The organism is Pararhizobium capsulatum DSM 1112 (assembly GCF_030814475.1).
In the GTDB taxonomy this organism is placed as follows: Bacteria; Pseudomonadota; Alphaproteobacteria; order Rhizobiales; family Rhizobiaceae; genus Pararhizobium; species Pararhizobium capsulatum.
In genome coordinates this window covers 1-25161 of the sequence record NZ_JAUSVF010000003.1, presented here as the reverse complement: position 1 = coordinate 25161, position 25161 = coordinate 1, and the positions used below count along the sequence as shown (strand labels likewise).

At 56.9% G+C, this 25161-nt stretch carries 16 protein-coding genes, 1 tRNA gene and 2 pseudogenes; 9 read left to right on the top strand and 10 right to left on the bottom strand.

Annotation, left to right across the window (positions count from 1 at the left end; genetic code table 11):
- The 3 genes from QO002_RS25215 to QO002_RS25205 all read left to right on the top strand — a co-directional run bounded on the left by QO002_RS25215 (position 1) and on the right by QO002_RS25205 (position 2715).
- Positions 1 to 1527 (top strand): sugar ABC transporter ATP-binding protein, encoded by a 1527-nt coding sequence (locus tag QO002_RS25215; RefSeq protein ID WP_307235142.1) that lies wholly within the window; start codon positions 1 to 3, stop codon positions 1525 to 1527.
- A 25-nt stretch (positions 1528 to 1552) separates the two neighbouring features.
- Complete coding sequence (locus QO002_RS25210) at positions 1553 to 1960, top strand: carboxymuconolactone decarboxylase family protein (RefSeq protein ID WP_307235140.1); 408 nt, start codon at positions 1553 to 1555, stop codon at positions 1958 to 1960.
- Positions 1961 to 2376: 416 nt separating this feature from the next.
- The gene (locus QO002_RS25205) at positions 2377 to 2715 is read left to right on the top strand and encodes a hypothetical protein (protein WP_307235138.1); all 339 of its coding nucleotides are present in this window, start codon (positions 2377 to 2379) and stop codon (positions 2713 to 2715) included.
- A gap of 105 nt (positions 2716 to 2820) precedes the next feature.
- Here the strand turns inward: QO002_RS25205 and QO002_RS25200 are convergent.
- Positions 2821 to 2894: transfer RNA gene (locus QO002_RS25200), tRNA-Cys, on the bottom strand.
- Between the two features lie 526 nt (positions 2895 to 3420).
- A pseudogene (repC, locus tag QO002_RS25195) lies at positions 3421 to 3530 on the bottom strand (replication initiation protein RepC); the annotation flags it as partial.
- Positions 3531 to 4468: 938 nt separating this feature from the next.
- Between repC and QO002_RS25190 the strand changes: the two are divergent.
- On the top strand, positions 4469 to 8962 hold the full coding sequence (locus QO002_RS25190; protein WP_307235136.1) for a beta strand repeat-containing protein: 4494 nt from the start codon (positions 4469 to 4471) through the stop codon (positions 8960 to 8962).
- A gap of 357 nt (positions 8963 to 9319) precedes the next feature.
- Here the strand turns inward: QO002_RS25190 and QO002_RS25185 are convergent, their stop codons facing one another.
- Positions 9320 to 10483 (bottom strand): calcium-binding protein, encoded by a 1164-nt coding sequence (locus tag QO002_RS25185; protein WP_307235134.1) that lies wholly within the window; start codon positions 10481 to 10483, stop codon positions 9320 to 9322.
- Positions 10484 to 11335: 852 nt separating this feature from the next.
- Between QO002_RS25185 and QO002_RS25180 the strand changes: the two are divergent.
- Both QO002_RS25180 and QO002_RS25175 read left to right on the top strand, forming a co-directional pair.
- A pseudogene (locus tag QO002_RS25180) lies at positions 11336 to 12012 on the top strand (IS5 family transposase); the annotation flags it as partial.
- Between the two features lie 880 nt (positions 12013 to 12892).
- Complete coding sequence (locus tag QO002_RS25175; RefSeq protein ID WP_307235131.1) at positions 12893 to 13225, top strand: hypothetical protein; 333 nt, start codon at positions 12893 to 12895, stop codon at positions 13223 to 13225.
- Positions 13226 to 13312: 87 nt separating this feature from the next.
- Here QO002_RS25175 and curA read toward each other — a convergent pair whose 3' ends face one another.
- From curA to QO002_RS25145, 6 genes are all read right to left on the bottom strand, one after another.
- A complete protein-coding gene (gene curA, locus QO002_RS25170; protein WP_307235129.1) occupies positions 13313 to 14341 on the bottom strand; it encodes an NADPH-dependent curcumin/dihydrocurcumin reductase in 1029 nt (342 codons plus the stop codon).
- Positions 14342 to 15384: 1043 nt separating this feature from the next.
- Positions 15385 to 17280, bottom strand: a complete 1896-nt coding sequence (locus QO002_RS25165) for a hypothetical protein (RefSeq protein WP_307235127.1) — start codon at positions 17278 to 17280, stop codon at positions 15385 to 15387.
- Positions 17281 to 17727: 447 nt separating this feature from the next.
- A complete protein-coding gene (locus tag QO002_RS25160; RefSeq protein ID WP_307235125.1) occupies positions 17728 to 19596 on the bottom strand; it encodes a dihydroxy-acid dehydratase domain-containing protein in 1869 nt (622 codons plus the stop codon).
- Between the two features lie 631 nt (positions 19597 to 20227).
- Positions 20228 to 21016, bottom strand: coding sequence for a hypothetical protein (locus tag QO002_RS25155; RefSeq protein ID WP_307235123.1), 789 nt, complete (start codon positions 21014 to 21016; stop codon positions 20228 to 20230).
- Between the two features lie 222 nt (positions 21017 to 21238).
- On the bottom strand, positions 21239 to 21430 hold the full coding sequence (locus QO002_RS25150) for a hypothetical protein (protein WP_307235121.1): 192 nt from the start codon (positions 21428 to 21430) through the stop codon (positions 21239 to 21241).
- A 272-nt stretch (positions 21431 to 21702) separates the two neighbouring features.
- Positions 21703 to 22614 carry a LysR substrate-binding domain-containing protein gene (locus tag QO002_RS25145; RefSeq protein ID WP_307235119.1) on the bottom strand — a complete coding sequence of 304 codons (912 nt, stop codon included), beginning with the start codon at positions 22612 to 22614 and terminating at the stop codon, positions 21703 to 21705.
- A 175-nt stretch (positions 22615 to 22789) separates the two neighbouring features.
- Between QO002_RS25145 and QO002_RS25140 the strand changes: the two genes are divergently transcribed.
- The 3 genes from QO002_RS25140 (at position 22790) to QO002_RS25130 (ending at position 24293) form a co-directional block, all read left to right on the top strand.
- Positions 22790 to 23194, top strand: a complete 405-nt coding sequence (locus QO002_RS25140; RefSeq protein WP_307235117.1) for an SDR family oxidoreductase — start codon at positions 22790 to 22792, stop codon at positions 23192 to 23194.
- Between the two features lie 372 nt (positions 23195 to 23566).
- Positions 23567 to 23821 carry a hypothetical protein gene (locus QO002_RS25135; RefSeq protein WP_307235115.1) on the top strand — a complete coding sequence of 85 codons (255 nt, stop codon included), beginning with the start codon at positions 23567 to 23569 and terminating at the stop codon, positions 23819 to 23821.
- Positions 23822 to 23882: 61 nt separating this feature from the next.
- Positions 23883 to 24293 (top strand): hypothetical protein, encoded by a 411-nt coding sequence (locus QO002_RS25130; protein ID WP_307235113.1) that lies wholly within the window; start codon positions 23883 to 23885, stop codon positions 24291 to 24293.
- Between the two features lie 291 nt (positions 24294 to 24584).
- Here the strand turns inward: QO002_RS25130 and QO002_RS25125 are convergent, their stop codons facing one another.
- Positions 24585 to 24998 carry an NUDIX hydrolase gene (locus QO002_RS25125; protein ID WP_307236238.1) on the bottom strand — a complete coding sequence of 138 codons (414 nt, stop codon included), beginning with the start codon at positions 24996 to 24998 and terminating at the stop codon, positions 24585 to 24587.
- Positions 24999 to 25161 lie beyond the last annotated feature (163 nt).

Here is a 25161-nt window from a genome sequence, read left to right as displayed (position 1 = left end):
ATGCAGAACGTTACCGGAAAGACCGCCGATGGAGAGATCATTGTCCAGCTCGAAGGCGTCACCAAAACCTATCGGGGCGTTCCGGCCGTCAAGAATGTCAGCTTCCATCTGCGCAAAGGCGAAATCCACGCGCTGCTTGGCGAAAACGGCGCTGGCAAATCGACACTGACCAAAATCATTGCCGGAGTCGTTGAGATGACATCCGGCAGGATGTTCCACCATGGTACCGAGATTGCTTACAAGACACCGCATGGAGCCCTTCAGGCTGGCATCGCCATGGTGTTTCAGGAAACAAGCCTCGTGCCATCAATGACGGTGGCGCAGAATCTCTATCTCGGCTCCGTAGGTTTCCTAAACCGGCTGCGTGGCATATACATTTCCGCACAGCAGTTCCTGCAATCCCTCAACTTTCCAGTCGATCCGACCGCAATGGTCGAAACGCTGGGCGCTGCCAAGCGCCAGATGGTGGAAATCGCCCGCGCCGTCCATCACAACGCGGAGATTATCATCTTCGACGAACCGACAGCGACGCTGACGCCGGAGGAGAAGCGGCATTTCTTTGCATTGGTCAGGCGTCTCAAAACCCGGGGCGTTTCGATTGTCTTTATCAGTCACGCGCTCGAAGAGGCTCTGATGATATCCGACCGCATCACGATCCTTCGCGACGGTGAGCTAGTCGCGTCGGGCGAGACGGCGACTTTTAACCGCGAGAAGATCATCGCCGCCATGGTGGGCCGCACACTTTCGGCGGAGCTTTACCGTCAGCGCGATGAGACAAAGCTCCGCAAGCCCGGCAGGAAGGTGTTGTCGGTGCAGGATATTTCGATGAGCAATATCGTGCGAAACAATTCCTTTTCCATATTCGATGGCCAGATCACTGGCATCTTCGGCCTCATCGGTTCGGGCCGAACCGAGACATTCAAGGTCGTGTCCGGCATCTACAAACGCGATTTCAAGCGCGGCGGCACCATCGAACTCTACGACAAGCCTGTGCGCTACACCGTGCCACGTGAGGCGGTCAATGACGGTATTGTCTACGTCACCGAGGACCGCAAGAGCGAGGGTTTTTTCGAGACCATGTCGATCGCCGAAAACCTCTTTTCCGGCCTGTTGGCCGCCGGGCACGAGAGGAGCAAGGTAATCAGCTTGAAGGAGATGCACGTGCTTTCGGCCGAATGGACGGAGATGCTTAACATCCGCGCCATCAACGACAATGCGCGCGTGGTCGAGCTTTCCGGCGGCAACCAGCAGAAAGTGGTCATCGGCAAGGGGCTCATACAGAAGCCGCGCATCGTCATCTTCGACGAGCCGACACGCGGCGTCGATGTCGGCGCCATCGCCGAAATCCATCAGATCATCAATCGGCTGGCCGATGAAGGGCTGGCAGTTGTCGTTATTTCGTCCTATCTGCCCGAAATCATGAACTTGTCGGACCGCATCCTGGTCTGCCGGCAGGGGCGCATCGTCGAGGAATTCTCGCCGGCGGAATCGACGGAAGAAAAGATCATGTATGCCGCCGTCCATTGACGGCAAATCGGCAAGGGAGACAGACGTGACCACTGTAAAACTTCTGAGCGATCAGGAAGCCGAAGCCAATCCTGCCATCAAGCTCGTCTTCGACGACATCCGCACTACCCGTAAATCCGACTTCATCAACAATTTCTGGCGCGGCCTCGCCAATGATCCGGCTCTTCTCAAACGCACATGGGAAGGGCTGAAAGCGGTGATGGCCGTCGAAGGCACGCTAGACCCGCTGGCACGGGAAATGATCTATATCGCTGTCTCAACGGCCAACGGCTGCTCCTACTGCGTACATTCGCACACGGCTGCCGCCAGGGCGCGCGGCATGACCGATGCGCAACATGGCGAACTGCTTTCAGTTATCGGCCTCGCCGCCCAGACGAACCATCTGGTGACGGCAATGCAGATCCCCGTCGACCCGGAATTCGACATACCTTGACAACAGTCGGTTGGTGAATGGACGTTGACCGCGTCTGAAAGTGGAAACCGTTTCTTGCATGGCCGGCCTTTCGTAGTCATGACAACACGCTGGATGGGCAATTCGACGTCGCGACCGATTGGCGTCGATATCTTGAAAGACCACCTCAACGCTCACCGGATGATCTTCGTTATGGTCAGTCTCACCCCACCACCCGTGTACGCCTGCGCGCACGGTTCCGGTACTCCCTCCAAAATCAATTGCCAGAACGCGGCACTGAAACCCGGAAGGGTGATAGTGTCATTGAGTTCTCACTCGTCTTCCAGATGTTGCTGACGATCCTGATCGCAACTGTCTCGATCTTCGCGCTTTTCGATTGAAAACTGGCGGAAAAAGCGACTTTCACAGTAGCCGATGTCGTGTCGAGGCGAACAACGGTGGATAACGCCTTTCTGAAGACCACTCACGAATTGTTTCTGAAAATAGCGGCGCGAGATTCCGCGCACTCAAAGTTTCGGGTGAGCAGGGTCAAAAAGGATGCGGGCAAGTTCACGGTGCAGTGGTCCTATGCGGTCTCTCCTCTGGCCAGCCTGACGACCGCAGCCTTTCCCATCGAACACCTGCCACTACTATCAGACGGAGACTCGCTGATCCTTGTAGAGACAGAAGTCACGCCTCCGGCCATCAACACCTTTCGCCCCATGGAGGTTGCTAACTATTCAAACACGCAGTTTGCAAGGCCGCGGTTCACGGCGGCCGTTGCGACGACCAATTAGCGTCTACAGAAAACCGGGCGAGGAAAGAGGACTACAATCTATGCAGGGAGCATTGAAAGGCTGCCCAGCCTAATTTGCTTGCGGGAATTTGCCACGTTCTGAAAATGGAGGCCCCGCTTGGATTCGAACCAAGCTATAGAGATTTGCACTCCCCTGCGTAACCGCTCCGCCACGGGGCCTTTTAACCCACGTTGCTTTAAACAGTTGATTTAAGTGTTAAAGGAACCGCTTAAATACACCTAATTCGATGATTCAGCCTACAAGAACCGAATTCTCGAGGTCGCGGTCAAGCTTAGCAATCTTGTCGTCCTCATGAGCCAGTGGCGTGGGGCAGCCACTGGCTCGCCTCCGTCGCTGATGAACTAGCGGGAGACACCGGCGATGAATAGACCGTCGCCGGCAGTAAAGAACTCTAATATGAACCACGTCTCGCAACTATTTGAGGACGACGTCGTGACATCTCCGTCAATCAATACTGGCGACGCGAAAGGCGACACCTACGTGTCGATTGAGAACCTTTCCGGTTCAAACTTCAATGACACCCTCTACGGCAGCGCGGCTGCCAACGCGATCAGCGGAGCCGAAGGAGACAGTTTCTCCAGTCTCAACGGATTCGTGCAGTCCCGCTCGGGAATAGAAACTTCGCGTCTGGGGTCTTGTCGCACGGGATTGGACAAGAACCTGTCAATGCGAGTTTTCCACCTAGCCGCCGGCCGAATTTATGTGCCCTGCCCGCTCGAGAATGCAAGCAATCGCAACCGCAGCATTCTCCGGCCCGAGGGCTTCGGAGGCCTCTCATAGGCCGACGGACTGACGTGTCGGTTCTCGATCATTGTCGCTCCGCGAGGAGCAGTCCGAAAACGGAACAGCACCCTCCCCTTGTGCAAAAAATCGGATCACGCAGAGTTGGGGATCGGATGCAGGTCTCTAACGCGGGCCGTTGTTCCGCACATCCTTCTTCCTCCCGACCACCTAACGGCTATGCTGTATGGCCGTGACTATTCGCCACCACGCTGAAAGAAATGGGGGACGTATTGTGTCTGAGAACGAAATTGTCGTAAGGTCCGGTTGAAATCTGGCGGTCGGAAACCTTTGGGGAACGGGGTCCCGACGTAAAACAGAATACATATTTCTATTTCAATATGTTAGTATGCGGCGACAACGTTACTACCTTCCGATAGTTTCCGAACTTCTCGGGTCGTGCAAGTTTTCTTGAAATATATAGAAGGCGCTCATCTTTCCATCTTAACACTGTTCGACAACTGACCGGAACTAAGGACAACCGGCCAACCTGAAAAAACGCCTACCCCGAATGGTGAACAGGGTAGAAAAGGCAAGCCTCCACAATTGGCTGTCTGTTCTTCCGCCCAACCGTCAGTTACCGTTGATGATCATGGCTATCGATGTCGCAATAGGTGCTGGCTTTGGGTTTATAATGGCGGCTATGACGGCCGACCCTATGATGGGTCTTGCGTTTGGTATCGCTGTTGGCACGTTAGGTGGTTGGTCGTACTACAGTCGCTGGTAAATTACGCTTCACTAAACGTTCGCTTCGGCCTCGAGCTCACGGGGACCACCTCAGAGCAAGAGGACGCGGGAGCAGGCAATCAGCCTTGCTTTTGGTGGGCGATCGCCACTGACCGGCGGTCGCCCGTTGCCCCGAGGCGATGTGTGCGGCAACTGGACAGGCAGGTCGGCACATTGGCCATTTCGGCTAACACGGGTGCAAATTAGCAGACACGGGGGTTGAGGCATGGTTGTCGTAGTGGGTGCATTCGCCCCGGGTGATACGGTGCTTGATACCGATGATCCGGCCCTTCAGCTCGATGGGGCATCGGATATCGCGATGGTCACCTCGGCACTCGGAACCTTCGCCTATGTCGTTGGCAAGGACGACGACGGCTTGAGCGCTTTCCGGGTCGGATCGGATGGTTCGCTCACGAACATTCTGAACTTTGAAACCAGCGCCGCGATTCCGCTGATCGGCGCCCAGCAGGTGACCGCCGCCGCCATCAATGGCCAGAATTTTCTCTATGTCGTAGGGGGCACAGGCGAAGGTAACCTCGAAGCCCTCAACGTTTTTTCCATCGCTGCCGATGGAACGCTCACTCTAATCCAGAAAGTGGCGGAAGGCACGATTTTCACCGGCCCTGTATTCGGCCTTGGCGAGGCCATGCATAGCTTTTCGGCCGGGGACAAGACATATCTTTATACGCGCGGCGGAGACTTCCTCAATCTGTTCCGGATTGGATCGGACGGTCTACTCACCATGACGGCCTCCCTCGAGGCGGGTAGTCTCTTCACCAAGGACTCGACAGCCTTGACGGTCGGGGGACGCACATTTTTGATCGAAGCTCTTCCGCAGCTACTTTCTGGAACATCGATACTCTTTGTGTACGAGATTCTGTCCGATGGTACGATTGTCGACGCTTCCAGCGTAAATGCAGCCACGACTCCCGAGATCTTTTATCCCAGCGACCTGGCAACCGCTGTCATAGACGACACGGCCTATGTCTTGACCGCAAATCCCTTGACCAAGGTCGCGGACCCAATGCCCATCTCGGTCTTGAGGCTTGAGGACGACGGAACCCTGACCCCTGTCTCCACTTTCACCGACATAGCACAAGTGCTTGAGGTTGAAACTTTCGTCCTCGATGGCGAGACCTTTGTGGCCGCCTGTTCTGCCGGCGAGATAACCCTGCTGCGTATTGAAGCGAGCGGATCGCTCGAATTGGTTTCCCGCCGCAGCCTTGATGTTGGTGTTTACCTAACCGATCTCACCGTCCGTATCATCGACGGGGTGCCGGTCGCTATAGGCACCAACATCTTCAGCACGTCCCAGGATCCGCTCCGAACCTATGTATTGGGCACAGGCAACGACACAATTGCAGGGGGCAATGGTGACGACACTCTTTTGGGGTTCGGCGGCGACGACGTGATTGATGGCCAGGCAGGGGCCGATGTGCTCAAGGGCGGCACCGGAAACGATATCCTGACTGGCGGGCTCGGCAACGATACAATCGACGGCGGCGAAGGCATCGACACCGTCGATTATTCCGATCGCACCACAACAGTTGGCGTATCGCTGGCGGCGGGCGGGGCGATCAGCGGATCTTCCGAAACCGACATCATCCTGAACATCGAAAACGTCAAAGGCGGCTCAGGCGATGACGCGATCGGCGGCAATGGCGTGGATAACCTGCTGCAAGGGAAAGACGGCAACGACGTTATCAATGGCGAAGACGGCAATGACACTCTGGTTGGCGGGCTTGGCAATGATACGCTCGACGGCGGCAACGACAATGACACCATCACTGACGGCGGGGCCGACGGGGCGGCCAATAGCGTCATCGGCGGGGCGGGCGACGACATCCTGCACAATATTGCCGTGGGAGCAGGCGGATTTTGGGACGGCGGCACCGGCAATGATACGCTTGATCTGTCCGGCAACACGTCGGGCGGCACCATCTTCCTGGGGGAAGGTGTCTTGTTCACAATCGCAGGAACCGGTTTCAGCAATTTCGAAAACGTCATCGCCACGGATGGGAACGATTTGATCGTCGGATCGTCTTTCACCAACACTATCGATGCCCGGGGTGGGGACGATACCATCGACGGCGGGCTCGGCGACGACATACTCGACGGCGGGACCGGTTCGGACACTGCACGTTATACCACTTCGAGCGGAATGGTGGACGTAACGCTCAACGGCGCGACACCAGGGCTGGCGGCAATCGATTCGACCGGAGAGGAGGACACGCTGGTCAACATCGAAAATGTCGAAGGCGGGTCGGCGGGCGATCGTCTCTGGGGAGATTCGCGGGCAAACCGGCTTTCAGGTAACGCCGGTAGCGATGACCTCAACGGTCAGGGGGGAGTGGATGTGCTTGTCGGAGGCGAGGGTGGCGACCTGCTTCAGGGCGGCGAAGGTGATGACACGCTCGATGGTGGCACAGGTGCCGATAAGCTAATCGGCGGCGCTGGCAACGACATCTACGTCGTCGACAATGCTGGCGATATAGTCGCTGAACTGGGCAGCGGCGGTACCGATACGATCCTGTCCGGCATCAGCCTGACACTGGCAGCGGAGGTGGAGAACCTGACGCTGACCGGCAACGCCCTCAATGCGGCCGGCAACACACTCGCCAACACCCTGACCGGGAACTCGGCGGCCAACAAGCTCGATGGCAAGGCCGGGGTTGACAGGCTAGTCGGCGGCGCTGGCAACGACATCTACGTCGTCGACAATGCTGGCGATATAGTCACTGAACTGGGCAGCGGCGGTACCGATACGATCCTGTCCGGCATCAGCCTGACACTGGCAGCGGAGGTGGAGAACCTGACGCTGACCGGCAACGCCCTCAATGCGGCCGGCAACACACTCGCCAACACCCTGACCGGGAACTCGGCGGCCAACAAGCTCGATGGCAAGGCCGGGGTTGACAGGCTAGTCGGCGGCGCTGGCAACGACATCTACGTCGTCGACAATGCTGGCGATATAGTCACTGAACTGGGCAGCGGCGGTACCGATACGATCCTGTCCGGCATCAGCCTGACACTGGCAGCGGAGGTGGAGAACCTGACGCTGACCGGCAACGCCCTCAATGCGGCCGGCAACACACTCGCCAACACCCTGACCGGGAACTCGGCGGCCAACAAGCTCGATGGCAAGGCCGGGGCTGACAGGCTAGTCGGCGGCGCTGGCAACGACATCTACGTCGTCGACAATGCTGGCGATATAGTCACTGAACTGGGCAGCGGCGGTACCGATACGATCCTGTCCGGCATCAGCCTGACACTGGCAGCGGAGGTGGAGAACCTGACGCTGACCGGCAACGCCCTCAATGCGGCCGGCAACACACTCGCCAACACCCTGACCGGGAACTCGGCGGCCAACAAGCTCGATGGCAAGGCCGGGGCTGACAGGCTAGTCGGCGGCGCTGGCAACGACATCTACGTCGTCGACAATGCTGGCGATATAGTCACTGAACTGGGCAGCGGCGGTACCGATACGATCCTGTCCGGCATCAGCCTGACACTGGCAGCGGAGGTGGAGAACCTGACGCTGACCGGCAACGCCCTCAATGCGGCCGGCAACACACTCGCCAACACCCTGACCGGGAACTCGGCGGCCAACAAGCTCGATGGCAAGGCCGGGGTTGACAGGCTAGTCGGCGGCGCTGGCAACGACATCTACGTCGTCGACAATGCTGGCGATATAGTCACTGAACTGGGCAGCGGCGGTACCGATACGATCCTGTCCGGCATCAGCCTGACACTGGCAGCGGAGGTGGAGAACCTGACGCTGACCGGCAACGCCCTCAATGCGGCCGGCAACACACTCGCCAACACCCTGACCGGGAACTCGGCGGCCAACAAGCTCGATGGCAAGGCCGGGGTTGACAGGCTAGTCGGCGGCGCTGGCAACGACATCTACGTCGTCGACAATGCTGGCGATATAGTCACTGAACTGGGCAGCGGCGGTACCGATACGATCCTGTCCGGCATCAGCCTGACACTGGCAGCGGAGGTGGAGAACCTGACGCTGACCGGCAACGCCCTCAATGCGGTCGGCAACACACTCGCCAACACCCTGACCGGGAACTCGGCGGCCAACAAGCTCGATGGCAAGGCCGGGGCTGACAGGCTAGTCGGCGGCGCTGGCAACGACATCTACGTCGTCGACAATGCTGGCGATATAGTCACTGAACTGGGCAGCGGCGGTACCGATACGATCCTGTCCGGCATCAGCCTGACACTGGCAGCGGAGGTGGAGAACCTGACGCTGACCGGCAACGCCCTCAATGCGGTCGGCAACACACTCGCCAACACCCTGACCGGGAACTCGGCGGCCAACAAGCTCGATGGTGGTGCAGGCGCAGATACTTTGATCGGCGGCGCCGGCAACGACAAACTGACCGGTGGAACGGGTAGCGACACCTTTATATTCAACATGGCACTAAGCGTGACGATGAACGTTGATAGCATCACTGATTTTTCAGTTGTTGCCGACACCATCCACCTGGAAGATGCGATCTTCACGGCCTTGACGTCGACAGGCACACTCGGCGCCGCTGCATTTCATGTTGGAAGCAGCGCCCATGATTCCAGTGATCGGATCATCTACAACAAGTCGACCGGTGCGCTGATCTACGATTCGAATGGCAGCGCCACAGGCGGGGCAGTAAAGTTCGCCAATCTCGCCTCCGGGACAACGCTGACCAATGCGGACTTTTTCGTGATCTGACGGAAAAGATACCCTGCCTCCGAGAAACTGGAGATCATCCGGATCGTCGAGCAGTCGCACCTGCCGGCGAAGCAACCCCTCGACAAGCTCGGTATTCCCCAAGATGACTCCGCCTTCGTTGATTGGCGCGCGTTTCTATCTGTCACAAAAACGTCATACACAAGTCACAAGCCGCCTGGATTAGCTAGATTTAAGGGGGGGTTTTGGGGACGTTTTCGCCAGCATGCTCGACCTTTCTACCGCAGATCATCGCCCTCTGCATGTTAACAATCGATGGTCGCGGCGAGGTGGCTCAGCACCCGGACCAACAATCACCGCATGGCCTTGGGATTGTGCGTGCGTTGCACTACGTTGCCATTAGAACACCAAAAAGTCCGTATTGCTGAGGGCCAGATTCACAGGCAGCATCGCGAAGGTGGTGTCTCCCCCGCCGACCACTCCGTTGTAGTCATAGGTCAGCGCGCCGGTCGCAGCGTTATAGATGATCCGGTCGTCGGCATCCTCCGCGGCAGCGCCGATCCGGAATGCCGCGCTGGTCAGAACGCCGGTCGTCAATCCGGCGAACACCGCTTTGTCCAATGCAATCGTATCTTCCTCCGTCGTTGTGAAGTCGGTTACTTGGGTTACATGCGCATCGCTGAAGCAGAAGAAGTCGTTTCCGCTGCCGCCTGTGAGAACGTCGCCGCCGCCCAATCCCTGCAGGACATCGTCACCATCGCCGCCAGAAATGTTGTTGTTGCCAGCATTGCCGACGAGCCAGTTGTCAAGCTCGTTGCCGGTTAGATTGATGGCGTCCGTACCGGACTGGTCGGTGGTCGAGAGCGTCTCGACAGATACCTCCGCGGCAAGGGTGTAGCTGACGCTGGTGAAGGCTTGGTCATCTCCTTGGGGACCTCCATAGCCGCTAACATATTCTTCGATCTCGTCGGCGCTGTCGTCGACGTAGTAGGTGTCGTTGCCCCGCCCGCCTGCCATGCGATCTGCGCCAGGGCCGCCATCCAGCGCATCGTCCCCTTGGTCGCCGTTGCGGTCACCAAGGAGGAAGTCGTTGCCTTCGTTCCCCACCAGTTCATCGTTGCCGCCGTTCCCGTCGAGAGTGTCATCGTACTCGAGGCCGAACAGCAAATCGCTTCCGGCCCCACCCGTCAACGTCGTGAATCGGGGCACAGAGTCTGGGTATCCGTTGATCAAAAGTTCAAAGAGTGCAAACCCGTCGCCACTCTGTGCCAAGGCCTCCAACGCGGTGTTACCCTCGAGCAAAAACCACCAGGATTGGTTGGTGTTGTTGCCATGGAGTGTATAGGTCTGAACTCCATCGGTGAAACCATAGGCATCATTATAGATCGGTCCGATGTCCGGATCGACGTGGTTCGCCTCAAACCGAACGTATTCGGTCGCACTCCACCTGATGGTCGCCACAGCGTCGTCGAACTCAACTATCGGCGCGCTCCCGGCATCATACTGCCGAAAACCTATCTCATACATATTTAGCGGTTGTTGTCCTGCAGTTAGATAGCTCATATCCTTGTCCCCGGTTGTCGCGCGCAATCGCTACAGACGGCCAGTAGTATCGAAGGTTAAGAATTCATTTGTAACGGCAGGAGCCTAGCTGTGCCGGATAAGCCTGCACGCCAAAGGACAGTCCAGCAGGGAAGCCAATGCCACATTTAAGACGGTCGGGTAAGATAGACTAGATTAGTTGTCCTGTCCTGCCCTATAATTCGCAGAACCCAACGCCGATAGACGATCTTTCCAACTGAATCCAGGGCAAATTTCTTTGCGTCGAAGTGGCTTCACGACAGCTATGCGCACGAAGAAGGCACCGATGACGAGTGGTCGATGACATGTATGAAGGTCGAGCCTTTTTCATGCGCTCAATGCGACAGGTCGAATGTTAATTAACTTCGTCAGCGCGGGCATTCAACCCGAGAGGTGGCCAGAACGATTTGCAGGCGCGTTGGGTGATGCCTTTGTGGACAGCGCTTTTCGGACGAAGCTCGGCGACTTTCTATCTCAAGGCTGCAGTTAAACGCGGTCAACCTCTGTGGTCCGATCAGATGATTTGTCAAAATAGTGAATTTCCAGCAGCAAGCAGCCCGTTTCCGACCTGAACGGTCCGTGGAAAACTCCCGGCGGACGGCAAGCATAGGTATGGGCGGGGAATGACTGGGTATGCGCGTTTGGATCGCCGACGACGAGATCACCTTGGAGGAGATAGACCTCTTCCCAATAGTCGTGAACGAACGGATTTTCAGTACGCGCGCCCGGCAGAAAGCGGAGCAATCGTGACCGGTTCCCTAGGCTCAGGACCTATTAAATGACTTGCTGTGTCGTCCACTGTTTGATTCACTGGGATCGAAGGGAGATGCTTTGATGAGTGACTTGATGCTTTTATCGGAGGCGCAGATGCGCCGGATCGAGCCCTATTTCCCGCTGTCGCACGGGGTGCCACGTGTCGATGACCGGTTGATTTCGAGCGGCATTATCTTTGTCTTGCGCAATGGGTTGCGGTGGCGTGACGTGCCCAGGGAATACGGGCCACACAAGACGATCTATAATCGCTGCATCCGCTGGAGCAGGCTCGGCGTGTTCAATCGGATTTTGGCCGAACTGACGGCCAAACGCGGCAAGCCGGAGCAACTGATGATCGACGCCACCCATCTGAAAGCACATCGCACTGCAGCCAGCCTGCTAAAAAAGGGGATGTTCCCAGACGTATCGGACGCATTAAAGGTGGCCTGAACTCCAAACTGCACGCGGTTTGCGATGGTCAAGGCCGACCACTGATCCTGATGTTGAGCGAGGGCCAGATGAGCGATTACAAAGGTGCCACTCGCATGATCGAGGCCTTTCCTAAAGCCAAGACGTTGCTCACCGACAAGGGCTATGATGCCGACTGGTTCCGAGATGCCTTGGCGGAGCGCAAAATCATTGCCTGTATTCCTTCGAGGGCAAACCGCAAGGTAGCAATCCCTCATGATCCGGTGCTCTACAAAAAGCGGCACAAGATCGAAAACATGTTCGGCAGGCTCAAGGACTGGCGGCGAATTCTTCCACCCCTTGAGAAGTGGCGGCCACATTCGTGGCGACTTTTCTTGACATAGACAACTTGTATACATCTTGCGTATCAAAAGTCGAGAGCGGCACGGAGAAATGTCGGCCACCATGTCATCGAGATTTTGCGAAAGTTTGGAGTGTCAACTCGAGCTCATGCCGCGGCTATCTACTCCCTTGAGTTCCGGGACTGGTAAGGTCGCAAATGCTCCGCACGATATATCGCCATCGGCAGGATATTTTTTGCCGCGAGCCCTCATGATTGGCGATTGGGTTTCGGAAGCTGATCAGGTGTCTGTTACGCCAACATCGCCCGCAACAAAACCGAGCGCAACGATCCATGCGTGAGCAACCTGCCCAAGCGGAAATAATTTCCGCATCCGGCCGCACTTTTCCAGGGTTGCACGCATTGAAAGGATATGAACCGATGACACGTAGCTTGGTCTCGTCAGAAAACAATGGTCTGTCTAGTCGGGTCTTTGCGTTCGTTCTATTATGAAACTCGGGGGCGTAAGGCGTTCTATGGAACTGAACATTGGGATCGTCATCTTTGGTGAAGATTGGATTTAGGAGCGGATTTCGTTGTGGTTAGTCTCGGCTAAGGTCCTATGGAACCTCGGCATATATTTTCAGAATAACCGACAGGAGACCCAAAGACCCACCCTTGCTCTCGATTCGGTATCGAGCTTAGATCAGCGGTATATATTTGGGGGGTGAAATGTGAGTTGGTCTCGGGGTTTCCTTCGTGGGTGGCTTGCAGTTACGGCGATTTGGCTCCTCTTCGTCGGTGTGTTGTTCTACAACTCGATAAGGAGCCCTTACATCAGCTGGGGCGGATACTTATACAGCCAAGACATCTTGCAGCCCCCCAACTTCATGCTCGAATATTCTCAGGAATTTCATGAAGCTGAACGCCGGAGGTCAGCTGGCGAGCTACAGGGTTACGAGATCACGAGCGAGACCCTGCCTAAGTCAACCACCTACTTCTTCCCGACAGCAATGTCGGAGGCCGACCAATTTGGGCTAATGAAAGCCAATCATGAGCAAGCTGAAGCTGCACAATTGAAGTTGATCAGCGAAAAGCGGTGGGAGAGGTTCATCGACGCAAACAAAGTTGCGCTGTCGCCTCCCATCGTCCTTCTGCTGATCGGGTTGGCAATCCGCTGGGTGATCACAGGCCTCCGCAGACAAGCGCCCCCAGAGCCCTGACACCCCATCCGTCCACGCTAGAATTAGAGGGACACCCAAGCGCCGTCCGTTATCCTGACGTCCTGCCGTCCTGCCTTCAGTAGTTTATCAAATAGCGTCTTCGCCCACGCGAACGATAAGCTTCCCAAAGTTCCGTCCCTCCAAGAGGCCGATGAACGCTTCGGGAGCCCGCTCCAGGCCGGCGACGATGTCCTCCCGGTAGCGCAAGGCGCCAGAGGCGATCCACTCGCTCACTTCCTTGTAAAACTGCTCCCGCTGATGGACGAACTCGCGCTGGATGAAGCCGCGGATCAGCAGGCTCTTCGTCAGGACGGTGCGCATAACATCGGGCAACCGGTCCTGTTGCGCCGCTTGGCCGGGACGCGCATTATATTGGGCGATGAGGCCGCAGACGGGGATCCGTGCAAAAGGATTGAGAAGCGGAAAAACCGCGTCCCAGACCTTGCCGCCGACATTCTCGAAATAGACGTCGATGCCCTGAGGGCAGGCCTTGGCGAGCCGCTCGTTAAGATCGGGGCTGCGGTGGTCTATGGCTGCGTCGAAGCCAAGTTCGTCTTGCAGGTAAGCGCACTTTTCCGGCCCGCCGGCGATACCGACGGCGCGGGCACCCCTCAGCCGGGCGATCTGCCCGACGACCGAGCCGACCGCGCCGCTGGCCGCTGCGACGACGAGTGTTTCACCAGGCTTCGGCTGACCGATATTGGCAAGGCCCGCCCAGGCGGTGAACCCAGGCATGCCGAGCACGCCGAGCGCGGTCGTGACGGGCGCGACGGCTGGATCGAGCTTACGCAATTCATTTCCGTTTGAAAGCGCGTAGTTCTGCCATCCAGAATGGGACAGAACCACATCACCTTCTGCAAAAGCGGGGTTTCGGCTTTTTACAACCCGGGCGACAGTTCCGCCCTCCATAACCGCGCCTATCTCGACCGGCGCGGCATAGGATTTGGCGGCGCTCATGCGTCCGCGCATGTACGGATCGAGCGAAAGGTAGAGGATCTTGAGCAGGACTTGACCTATGGCGGGTTCCGCGACGGGGCCAGTGTCGATGGTGAAGTCGGCGATCGTCGGAGCACCAGTCGGGCGTGATGCGAGCAATATTCGCTGGTTTCCGTTCATGATTTGTGGCTCCTTGAGCGAGTGGAGGAGGGCCAATCGCGACATGACTGGTTTGAATACCTCCTTTCTTGGAAGCATCGTAGATCTTTAACGAGGCTTGTTGAAGGACTTGTAGATCGAACGTAGGCCAAAGCCCGCAGATTGGGACAAAGACGAACAAGACATTTCCCGCCGTCACGCTGGATCACTCTGCTGAATAGCCCGAGCGCGACCGGTGCCAACGTTATATCCCGCGGACGCGTGTAGGCGTAGCCATACCTTCATTCGGGGCCATAGGAAACATGACATGATCGGGCGTAATGCGGACATCAAAAAGGGCCCCTGCAGCTGATCTTCGCAAGGACCCTAGTGCCGGAGCGTTCGACTTCTACCGGCGGCTGAATTTATCCATATGAGCTTGCCTCGCGTCAATGCCTTGGCTCCGACAGGAGTGCCCCACTGCGTCAGCGGTCAGCACACCGAGATCAGGCAACAACCAAAATCAACGCGCCAATAGAAGTCCGCTGTTTCGGTCACTTGACACGCCTTTCCATGAGCGTAGCGTTGGCGATGGCGCAAAGGGATGCGCGATGTCTTGAAGTGCTGGCAGTACGCCAAGCCAACGTAATCGACATTTGCGAAGTCTGACAACGCGAGATGCCGATGTCCTAAGTTTTCATGAACCTACCGAGGTTTTTTGGACACCACACACGGGGTAAGGGAAGAGGCTATGGATTTTGTAGAGAGATTGTTTGGATTTTCGCCGGATGGGGGCAACGGCTCATTTGAAATGCTCCTGATCCTTGCGCCATTTGTTGTAGCCGCAATCTGGTTCTATCTGCGACGGCAGCGACGCTAGCTGCCAGTGGATGTAACTATCGCTATTCCGAACGGCAATGAAATCGCCTTATTGGGTAGCTCCCTCTACGTTCATCCGGCTAAGAGCGCATAGGAAGGCGATGCTCAACCGCCGGTCGAGGATTGCTACGACGCCGATGGCCGACAGACGCCCAGCGCGCTAGCTCTCGCCGTCTGCACGGTTATACGTCGATGTCCCGTATTCATCAGCGGGGTGGGCGAGGTTCGTTCTTTTCGCGCCCGAAAAGGACGTAGTAGGGGTCAAAGCGGTGACTAGCGCCCGCTGGTGTGGTGGTGTCGACAGTCACAAAGCCAAAACCCGCAAACATTTGCGATTCCGGTGCCGCCCGACGAACAGTTACGTAGTCGCCGAATCGTGTATGCGTCCAGGTGCTGCCGTTGCGGTACCAAACCACATAGTCGCCCATAAAACCGACTGCCGTATTGGCATTGAAACTGCCGCCCCCACCCCACCCAAGGATGATGCCCACTTCGTTATCCGAATTTGTAGCCAGGCTTGGATAGCCGAAGGCCAAATCCGGATTCCAGACCTGCATTTGTTCAATCACCTTCCAGTCGGCTATATTGAGCTTTACAATCTGTACGTGTGGATGAGGGAAGTTGAAGCCGGCCGAGCTACCCTTGCCGTTGCTCGCGGTCCAGCCAAGCCACAATTCGTTCAAGCGTCGAGTTATGCCTATCACCGCGTTATTCGGAAAGCCCCATCCAAACCAGTTGTTACCATTCGGACCATTTGAGCTAAGCGTGCCGTTCGGCCAGTTGCTCACCTCGACATCCCGCCAAAAATAGGTCGTCGAGTCATTACGCCAACTGAAAACGCGCGTCGTGCTATTGTCGACATGCCCCGCCCAGAACACCTCGTTCCCGGTATTTTGCGATACCCCGCTGCCCCAGGCGACCGCACTCTCGGCGGCGGTCGTATAGCGAAAGTTAATTGTCCCTCCCGCTGCGATCTCCGCGAGGCTCAGACGAACGACGACAAGGCCGTTGTCAGCAATCGTATCGGCAACTGTGTCGAGCACATCAAAACTGAAATAGACCTCGCCGTCACCTAGCGACATGTTCGGATAATCCATCCAGTGCGTTCCGAGTCCGAAGCTGCCCGAAGTCAGATCCCAGTAAGTCCACGCAGTGCAATTGCTGTTGATGACATCCTGGGGGCTTGCCGCTGCTAGACGATAGGCGTTCGCCCCTGTGGCGTCTGATTGATATTGCAGCAGCCATAGAAAGCGATCGATCTGGGGCGCGTATTGCAAAATCTGATCGCAGCAAAATCCTCCCACAAGCGTCTGGGGGAATATCGTTGTCGGATTTAAGGTTGTGAACGTGGTGCCGCTGTCAGTCGAGTAATCGATATACCAGTTCCCGCTCAACAACACGACATTTCCGCTCTTTGCGCCGCTGATGTCGGCCGCGTTTGCACTGGCATTGGCCACTGAGGAGTCGTCGGTCCACACCGGAAAATCTATGCCAGCGCCACCAGGGTTGCCAGAGCGGATGTCGCGCAGGTTCGAGCCATGGCTTCGCCGCAATATGCCGCGAAACGGGCCATCAGGAACTTTACGTTGCGGCCGAGTATTGGGTTGACGATTTGGATTGTCTTCTCGTTTAACGGGGGGATAGGGGGCGTCCTTCACCTTCCGTGGCTTCACCTGACCAGGTTTTGATTCTTCAGAGCCCTCTTCAAGCCCTTTGTCGTCGGAACACCGCACATGCTTGCAAGGCGGCGGCTCACCATCGCAGCAGCCGATATCCAGGCAACGGTCAATGCCGTACTTGCAATCTAGGAGTTGGGCGATGCCAGGATGGAGCGTACGGGCAAGGTCTACCTGATAAGACAGCAGCTTGAGTAAGCCGCCCTGGAACGCCGTCTGCCGATGGAGCTCATTTTGGGCCTCACAGGTCTGGCGCGCAATCTGTTCCAATTGGCAGTTTGCACGTTGTTGTTCTGCCAGCACATGGCCGAGAAGATCGGTCTGGTAGGACATTTCTTCGAGCATGCGTTCGACAATGCTTCGGTCATTATTGGGGTGCTTGTCACTTTGCCCGTCCCGATCAGGCTGCTTGTCCTCGGCTTGCATGATGCTATCCCTCCATCAGTTAGGAAAGGGGCTACTGCGTTCTACGTCAGGCCAGTCCGTGACCGGAACATCTAACGAAATACAGGTCGCACTCGTCGATATGCTGCTGAGCGAACTACGCCAGGTATAGCGGCACAAGATCCCAAGACTTGGCCACCTGGCGAGTTTAATTTTTATACATCATTCGCGATAGTTTAGCGACCGATAAGTGGGCACCCCAAGGTTGACGTCCTCGTCACCTGCGGTTGGAGTGCGGTTCTTTTCATTGGGCGATGCGCATCCGCAACGGTTGTGATTAGACGGGCTGTCCTTCTCATTCGGCAGGCCGTTTTTTCCACTCTGAGCCTTCCCCCTGTACACGTCCCCATTAGCCTTGTGCGCAAAGCCCTTTTTGGGCAGCCCCATATGTATAAATTCAGCCGCCGGTGAAAGGAGACCGTTCTGGCGCTAGAAGGCCTTGTCGGTTTCGGGCCGATGCTTGTTGGTCGGCATGAAACCCGATCGCGTGGCTTCGCGCGGGATGCGGACCCAGACCTCGTGGTCGGGGTGCAGGCCGGCGCCATGGGTCGCGGGAACGGCAGAATGCCGGGCGCGGTGCAGCAAGCGGGTGTCGGCATCGCCGCAGTTCGGATGCTGGCCACCATTGGCCGCAACCACTTTTTTCCACGCGTCCATGCGCTGCTTGCGGATCGCAGGATCGGCCAGTGGCGTGCAGTTCAGTTCGTTGCTGTTGAGATCGGCGACAATCTCGTCGCCATTCTCCACCAGCGCGATGGGGCCGCCGAGACTGGCCTCGGGACCGACATGGCCGATCACCAGCCCGATCGAGCCGCCGGAAAACCGTGCGTCGGTCATGAGCGCAATGACGATGCCCTTTTCACGGCACAGTGTGGTGATGCGCGAAGTAGGATCCAACATTTCGGGCATGCCCGGCGCGCCGGTCGGTCCCTCGTAGCGGACGATCACCATGTCGTAGTTCTGAAAGAGCTCAGGCGTCTCGGCGAGCGCGTCCAGCAAATGCTGTTCGCCCTCGAACACGCGGGCCTTGCCGCGGAACAAATTGTCCCGCAGTCCGCCCTCGACACCGGCCAATTTGAGAACCGCCGAGAATTCCGGCGACAGGTTGCCGCCGAGGACACGCAGGCCGCCGGTCGGCTTGTACGGGTTGGCGACCGTGTAGATTACCTTGCCATCAGCGCCGGGCGTGCCCAGCCGCTTTACCTGCTCGGCCAGCGTCTCGCCGGTGCAGGTCAAAACATCGCCGTTGAGCAGGCCGGCGTCCAGCAGTTCGCGCACGATCACCTGCACGCCGCCGACCGCGTCGATGTCGACCATCGAATACTTTCCGTAGGGGCGGGCATCGGTGAGGACGGGCACCACGTATTGGGAGAGATAGTTGAATTCGGACGGCGTCATGACGTCCCTCCAGAAGTCCCCGTAGCCAGCGGCGCGCGCGATTTCCGGCGCGTGCAGCGTGACGTTGGTCGAGCCGCCGATGGCCAGCGCGACGATCACGGCGTTGCGGATCGAGTCGCGCACCACGATGTCGCGAGGCTTCAGACTTTTGGACATCATGTCGGCGAGATATCCGACGAGTTGGTCCGGGAACTCGGCAAGGCGTCGCGGATCGTCGGACGGCGGCGCCACCATGTGCAGCGGCTGCATGCCGAGTACTCCGATGAAGGTCTGCATGGTGTTATAGGTGAAAATGCCACCGCAGCTGCCGAAGCCCGGGCAGGCATGGCAGGCGACGCGGTCGCGGTGCGCGACGTCGTGGCTGCCAGCGACCTGATAGGCGCTGACGATGTCGAGCGCCTCGCCTGTCACCGGATCGATTCCGGGATGGATCGAGCCGTCCGACATGATAATCGCCGGCTCGTTGTGCTCGAGCAAGGCGGCGAGCGTGCCGACCGGCGGCTTATCGCAGGCAACCACGGCGATAGTGCCGGCAAGCCCGGTGGCGCTGAGATGTTCGGACAAGGCGTCGTGCGTTACTTCGCGGCCGATCAGCGAGTAGCGCATCTCGCGCGTGCCGTTGCGGATGCCGTCCGAGGTCGCGATGGTGTATTCCGGCTGCACCAGGCGCAGCTTCAGCTGACCCACGCCACGGCCGATCCGGCTCTTCAAGCTGGCATGGATCGCGTCGACCTTGGACATCACGCCCATGTAGCATTGGCTGTCGCCCTTGGTGCCGACCACGCCGACCGACGGCTCATGAATAAAGCTTGTATCGGTGCCGAGCTGGCGTGCGATGCCGATGGTCTGGGCCGAGCGTCCTGGATGGTGATCGATGAGCACGATGGGTGATTTTGTCACGGCGCGTTTCCTATAGCGACGGCTTTTATTGGTCTGCAACGTGCGATCGGCGATAGTCAGGAGGGCCTACGAAATCTTGACAATCTCGGATTCTTGACCGGATTGGTCAGCGACGTCCCCGCCGACCCTCCTCTGATTGAGCCCGTAGCGCCTCGAGAGCGTTCGCAGGCTCTCTTGACTTTGTTGTACTGTCGACGGTCTGCCTCTGTCGTTGTAGTGCTGGCATGTAGAACCTGGCCAATCGCGCTTCCTTTCATGCAATGGAAAATGACGCATCACAAGAAGCACGTGGATCAAGCAACTAGCGGACGTTCTAGCATGCTATAACTTGCTTCGGACGAGGCTTCCATCATCATGCAAGCCTCTGTATCGCCGCATACGGATTCCTCATCTCCCAAAGGGAGGCGGTTCCCCCCTCAGCGCCGATCAAAACCAAAAACCGCCCGGAACCTGCCGTTTCCCAAAGTTATCGACCCCGCGGATCCCCCGATCCGACCCGAGCGACACACGCCAAATTCGATCGCCACCATCCGAAGGCACTTGACCGTCGCACTCAGTCGCAACCTTCAGCGATGTCCACGCTGCGCCAGGACAATGTCGCTAAAACCAACAAACTTGTAACGCAGTAAGATTAGTCGCGCCCGGTAAGAACTTTTCCCAAAAGCACGATTGCATCATAACCCATTTTTCCACCGCCGTAGTGGATTGCTACGCTTGCCGCTGTGTCCCCGGCGTCCAAATTTGAATAGATTTCGGTCATTAAAAGCCCGGCTTCGCAGGCTAGACCGTTGTCGTCGGCTTCCTTTTCGGCCTGGGCTAGAAGTGTATTGCGGAGGGTCTTGCCATCGCGGATGCTCACGGTCTTCACCTCAGTCATAACAATCTTCTCGCAGGCATCACTTTTTTTGTACACGCCGACAAACATCACTTTTGAGGTGGCGTACCACATTGGTATTTCCACTCTACCCGAGATATCCTCTCCAGCGGTGTTGTCGAGCTGCCCGACTTCATACAGTTGGACATCAACTGCCTTGGTTGCAGATTTCCAGGCTCCACTCAGCCTGCTGTCCAATGTCACCAGGGAGAACGTGCAATCGGGCTTCACCACTTCTTGGACCTTCGACACGGGATCGCTTTCGCACAAGGTTAAAGTCCCGTCTGAGAGCTGTGCGCCGTTTAGTCTGAGTGGAACACGATGGTCATCAAAGTAGTAGCTGCCAACGACGTGGGTGTCAGATTTCCCATTTAATTTGTCGAACCTTTGAATTGAGAGATGGACGGGCGCCCCTCCCACTGTTCCTTCGAAATTCGTTATTTGATACCAACCAGCAGACGCCGAGCCACTGGATAGAATCAGAAACCCCAGGGCAAGATTCAGCGCAGCCAAATGTCGGAAACGAAAGAGAGATGTATTTTCCATGTCTTGCGTTCCAATGTGAATTCGAATCGGCGATCGTCGCGCTTCAACAGCGCGATAACATTATAAGGCAGAAGTGAACGTCCAAGTTAGCAGGTTGCAGTTCTCACTCGCACTGAATTTTCGGCGGCGACCATTTCTCGTCCACGGCATATCACTTAGCATTGGCTGGATTCGAGAATTCGCAAAAGCACCGAGGACGATTAATGGCTTCGATTGGAACCACTACAGCCTGACAAAAACACAGCCATTTCCCGCCTCAATTTTCGATAAGAGGTCAGCTTTTAACTCGGCTTGCATCACAGACTTGAAGTGCTCCCATTTCTGCTTTTCGGCCGTCGCTGGAATTGCGATGCCTTCTCGTAGCAAAAGCGTGAGGTCCGGCATTTCGTAAGATTTATAGATACGAATCCTCATGTCCGCTCCATGTTCGGGCAGAAAATATTGTGCAGCGCAGAATGAAAAATGGCAAACTATCTTTTGCCGGATAATAAAATGATGATCTTTGCGTAAAATCTCTGGCAACCTGTCGAGCGCCGGCCTGCGTGTTGGAGACCATCAAAAGAACCCGCTATCCTCAAGGGGGTCGTTGGAAACGGGGCGAAACCAGCATTCAAGCTTTCCGCATGCGGAGGGCCTCGCTGAACGGGCGTACCCTCCATGATTCTCTCCGGAACCACGCCCGTCGCCTATTCCAGATCGATAGCCACCGCTTGCGGGAACTCAGCTGCCAAGTAGTCGATTAGGACACGGACTGCGGGCAATAGGCCTCGGCGATACGGAATGAGGGCGGTAATACTTGAATCGGCCGCAACCCAGCCAGGCAGCAGCGGCCTAAGAAGGCCCGTTTTTACTTCAGGCCAACAGACGTATGCCGGCAGAGCGACAATTCCAAGCCCCGCGCAGGCGGCGTGCTTGAGTGCAACTATGTCGTTGCTGGTGAACCGAGGCTCGATCTCAATTACAACTTCCTGACCCCGCTGGTGTTGTAGGCGCCATGCCGTTTTCGCTCCTTGTCCCATCGCTATTGCGGTGTGCTCAGCCAAATCCGCCGGCTCGATCGGAACCCCGGTCTGATTCAGGTAATCTGTCCCAGCAAACAAGAGCCAGGGGACGCGTGCGATCTTTCGTTGAACGAGCGTAGAATTGGGCAATGGCTGAGAGTGACCGCGAAGTGCCAAGTCAATGCCTTCCGCGACAATATCGATTTGCACATCCGTCGCGTGCTGGATGATATTGACCTTTGGATAGCGCACGAGAAACCCTGGCAGAAGATCGCGTAGTGCGAACTGCGCGATTGTGACCGGCGTCGTGATCCTGACGACACCGCTGGGCTCGGAAAGATGTTGGCGGATCGATGCCTCCGTATGTTCGGCCTGTAGGAGTGTCGCAATCGCATTCTGGTAAAAATCCCTGCCAATCTCCGTTACGCCGAATCGCCGTGATGTGCGGTTAACAAGGCGAACTCCCAGCGAGGCCTCCAATTGCTGGATTCGATGGCTGAGGGTCGACTTCGGAATTCGTAAGCTCCGGCCGGCCGCCGAAAAGCCTCCACGATCCACTACATTCACAAAATAAGACAAATCCTTCAGATCAAGCATCGCCATCTTCCAAATTTTTCGGACGTTCTTTCCGAAAAATATGATCTTTTCCGACGATCGTCGAGGATATATTTTCCCGGCATGAACCGCGCCAGCCAATGATTGGTGGGATCAGATGCAAGATACTGCAAGAAAGTCGCTTCCAGTCATTCGCTCAAGAGGATCGTAAGTAGACATGACAACGAACAAAGTTGCAGTTGTTACGGGCGGCTCACACGGTATCGGCGCGGCGATTGCAAAGAAACTCGCCGCGCGCGGCGCCGCCGTTGCCGTTGTTTACCGAGGCAATGAAGCGGAGGCGCTGTCGGTGGTTGGCGCCATCACTGGGGCGGGCGGCGTGGCCGCTGCGTTTGCTGCGGACGTTGCCAATCAGACTGCGGTGCAAAGCGCCATTGAAGCGATCGTGGCCGCTGCGACCCCCGAAGCTCGTCGCCAGGCCGTGATTGCCGCCACGCCTGCCGGTCGTATCGGAGAGCCGGCCGACATCGCCGACGTCGTCGTTTTCCTGATGTCGGATGATTCCCGCTGGATTACGGGCCGAACCATCCTGACCGACGGCGGCTTAACCGACGCACTCTAGGCGGAACCGATTCATATCACACGGCCTTGAACCGTTTGCGTTGTAGGAAGCGTCAGATTGGCATGACCCACACCACCGACTTCATTGCTGAGCTTTTAAGAGCCGCGAACGACGTCGAGACGCTGGGCGCGACCGAGGTAAGCCGATTGCTGGATCGGTCGGTCGATACGTACGAGACATCCGCCAGCAAATCGGCGCCGAGCAGAACCGCCTACGCCGTGACGTCGTTATCTACCTTCAGACTGCATCGGCCAGAGCAAGGGGACTACCGCCCGACCAGGCGAAAGACGCCCTGCTCGATGCAGCCGACACGATCAGCACGTTCAAGATGGTGTCGGACGCAACGTATAATCGCATCAAGGAGCCCTGACGATGCAGCATGACCGTGCCTTGCTTTCTGCCGGAGCCGTTGCTCTTTCCCTTTCAGCAACCGTCGCCGCTCTGATGGCCCATCTTCGACGAATAGGCGCTGTCAGTGGGGCGGCCGAGCGTGAAATCTATGAGGATGCGTTACTGATGCTTGAGGAAGGCCAGGCTGACGATGCCAGCGGAGTATTCCTCGCCGCCAGAGACCTCATCGAACAGCAATTGGCGATGGATGAGGTTGTGAGGGCTGGACATGGGTGACCACTGTTGTCCCCAGTAGATCGCCTCCCGGCCGGGCTAAAACGACGCGGACACGCACGAAATGATTTTGGCGGTTGGAAGCATTGTGGAGCCTGTGCGGCAAAGACAGATTTTCAAAGAGGCCGAAGGTATGTTCGAGTATCGCCTTGACCAAAAACTTACGTTCCTGGCATCAGATATTCTTCTGTCTCGGGACATCGATTTCAAGAATCCAAGTTTCTTCTCCCGTTTTTTCGACCTCGAAGCCGAGATGAACAAACTCTCCGAGCCAGAGATCAGCAGGCGGTTTGCTATGGTGCAATCGCAATTAGAAGATGCCGACATTGATCGGCTGCTCCGAAATTTCGCGACCAACTTGGAACACCACCAGATCGCCAAAAGGCTGTCGTCGTTGAAAGCTGCATTGGCGGCGCTTCAACCACCCTCCCCTGAACGAACGTTCCTTCGTCGTATTTTCGGTTTTTTGGGGTAGAGGCGGGATTGGCACGCACGCAACTCGTATCGAGCCTTGAATAACTTCAGGAGACCTTACGGCTGATGAATTTGCCTGGCGTGCGTCCCCCTGCATGTGCAGCGCGCGCTACAGAAAGCGACGGTTTAAAGGAATACATCCAAAATAACGGTTTCGCGGACGTGTGGCTTCTTAACTGGCGGCGAGTGCATGGCATCGGCCGACCGCGTTTGTAGCAACTGAAAACGGCAGTGCGAAATCTCGCACCACTCCTCTTGCCCCTGCAATTGTAGGCCTACGCAATTCGAAATATCACCGACCTTGTAGAGGTCTGGCGTCGTTCAGGATATCTTCCGCTAGCAATCGTGCGAACAACTCTCCGAGTTCCGCGCGGCCGACCTCCCTCACAGCGGTCCTCACGGGAACCCATCGTGCTCGGCGGACATGTCTTTCGGGGAAAGGATCCACCAATTGCAGGGTATGCAACACATGAACGCTGACATGATAAAGGTCAGCACCCTGTTTGTCGTAGGTGAAAGTCCCGAAAACGTCTTTCTCGACTGAGCCCCGAACGCCAGCTTCCTCAAAGGCTTCGCGTTGTGCAGCTTGGCTCGTTCCTTCGCCGGCTTCGATGCGCCCCTTTGGTATCCCCCAAAGCCCGTTCCGTCGACTTGCAATCAACAAGGTTTCGACCGGCCCCTCTTTGCCAAGGCGGCGCAAACAGATTGCTCCCGCCTGTCGAATGGGCCGGTTTCCAGCAATTCGACAGGCTGCTGTCGAGCCGTCATCACCAAACGTCTGTCGAACATACCTGGATCACTCGTCTTGCTTGGGTCAAGACGCCTTACATTAGGGTCAAAGGATATCACTTCGCTTCAGAAGTGTTGTC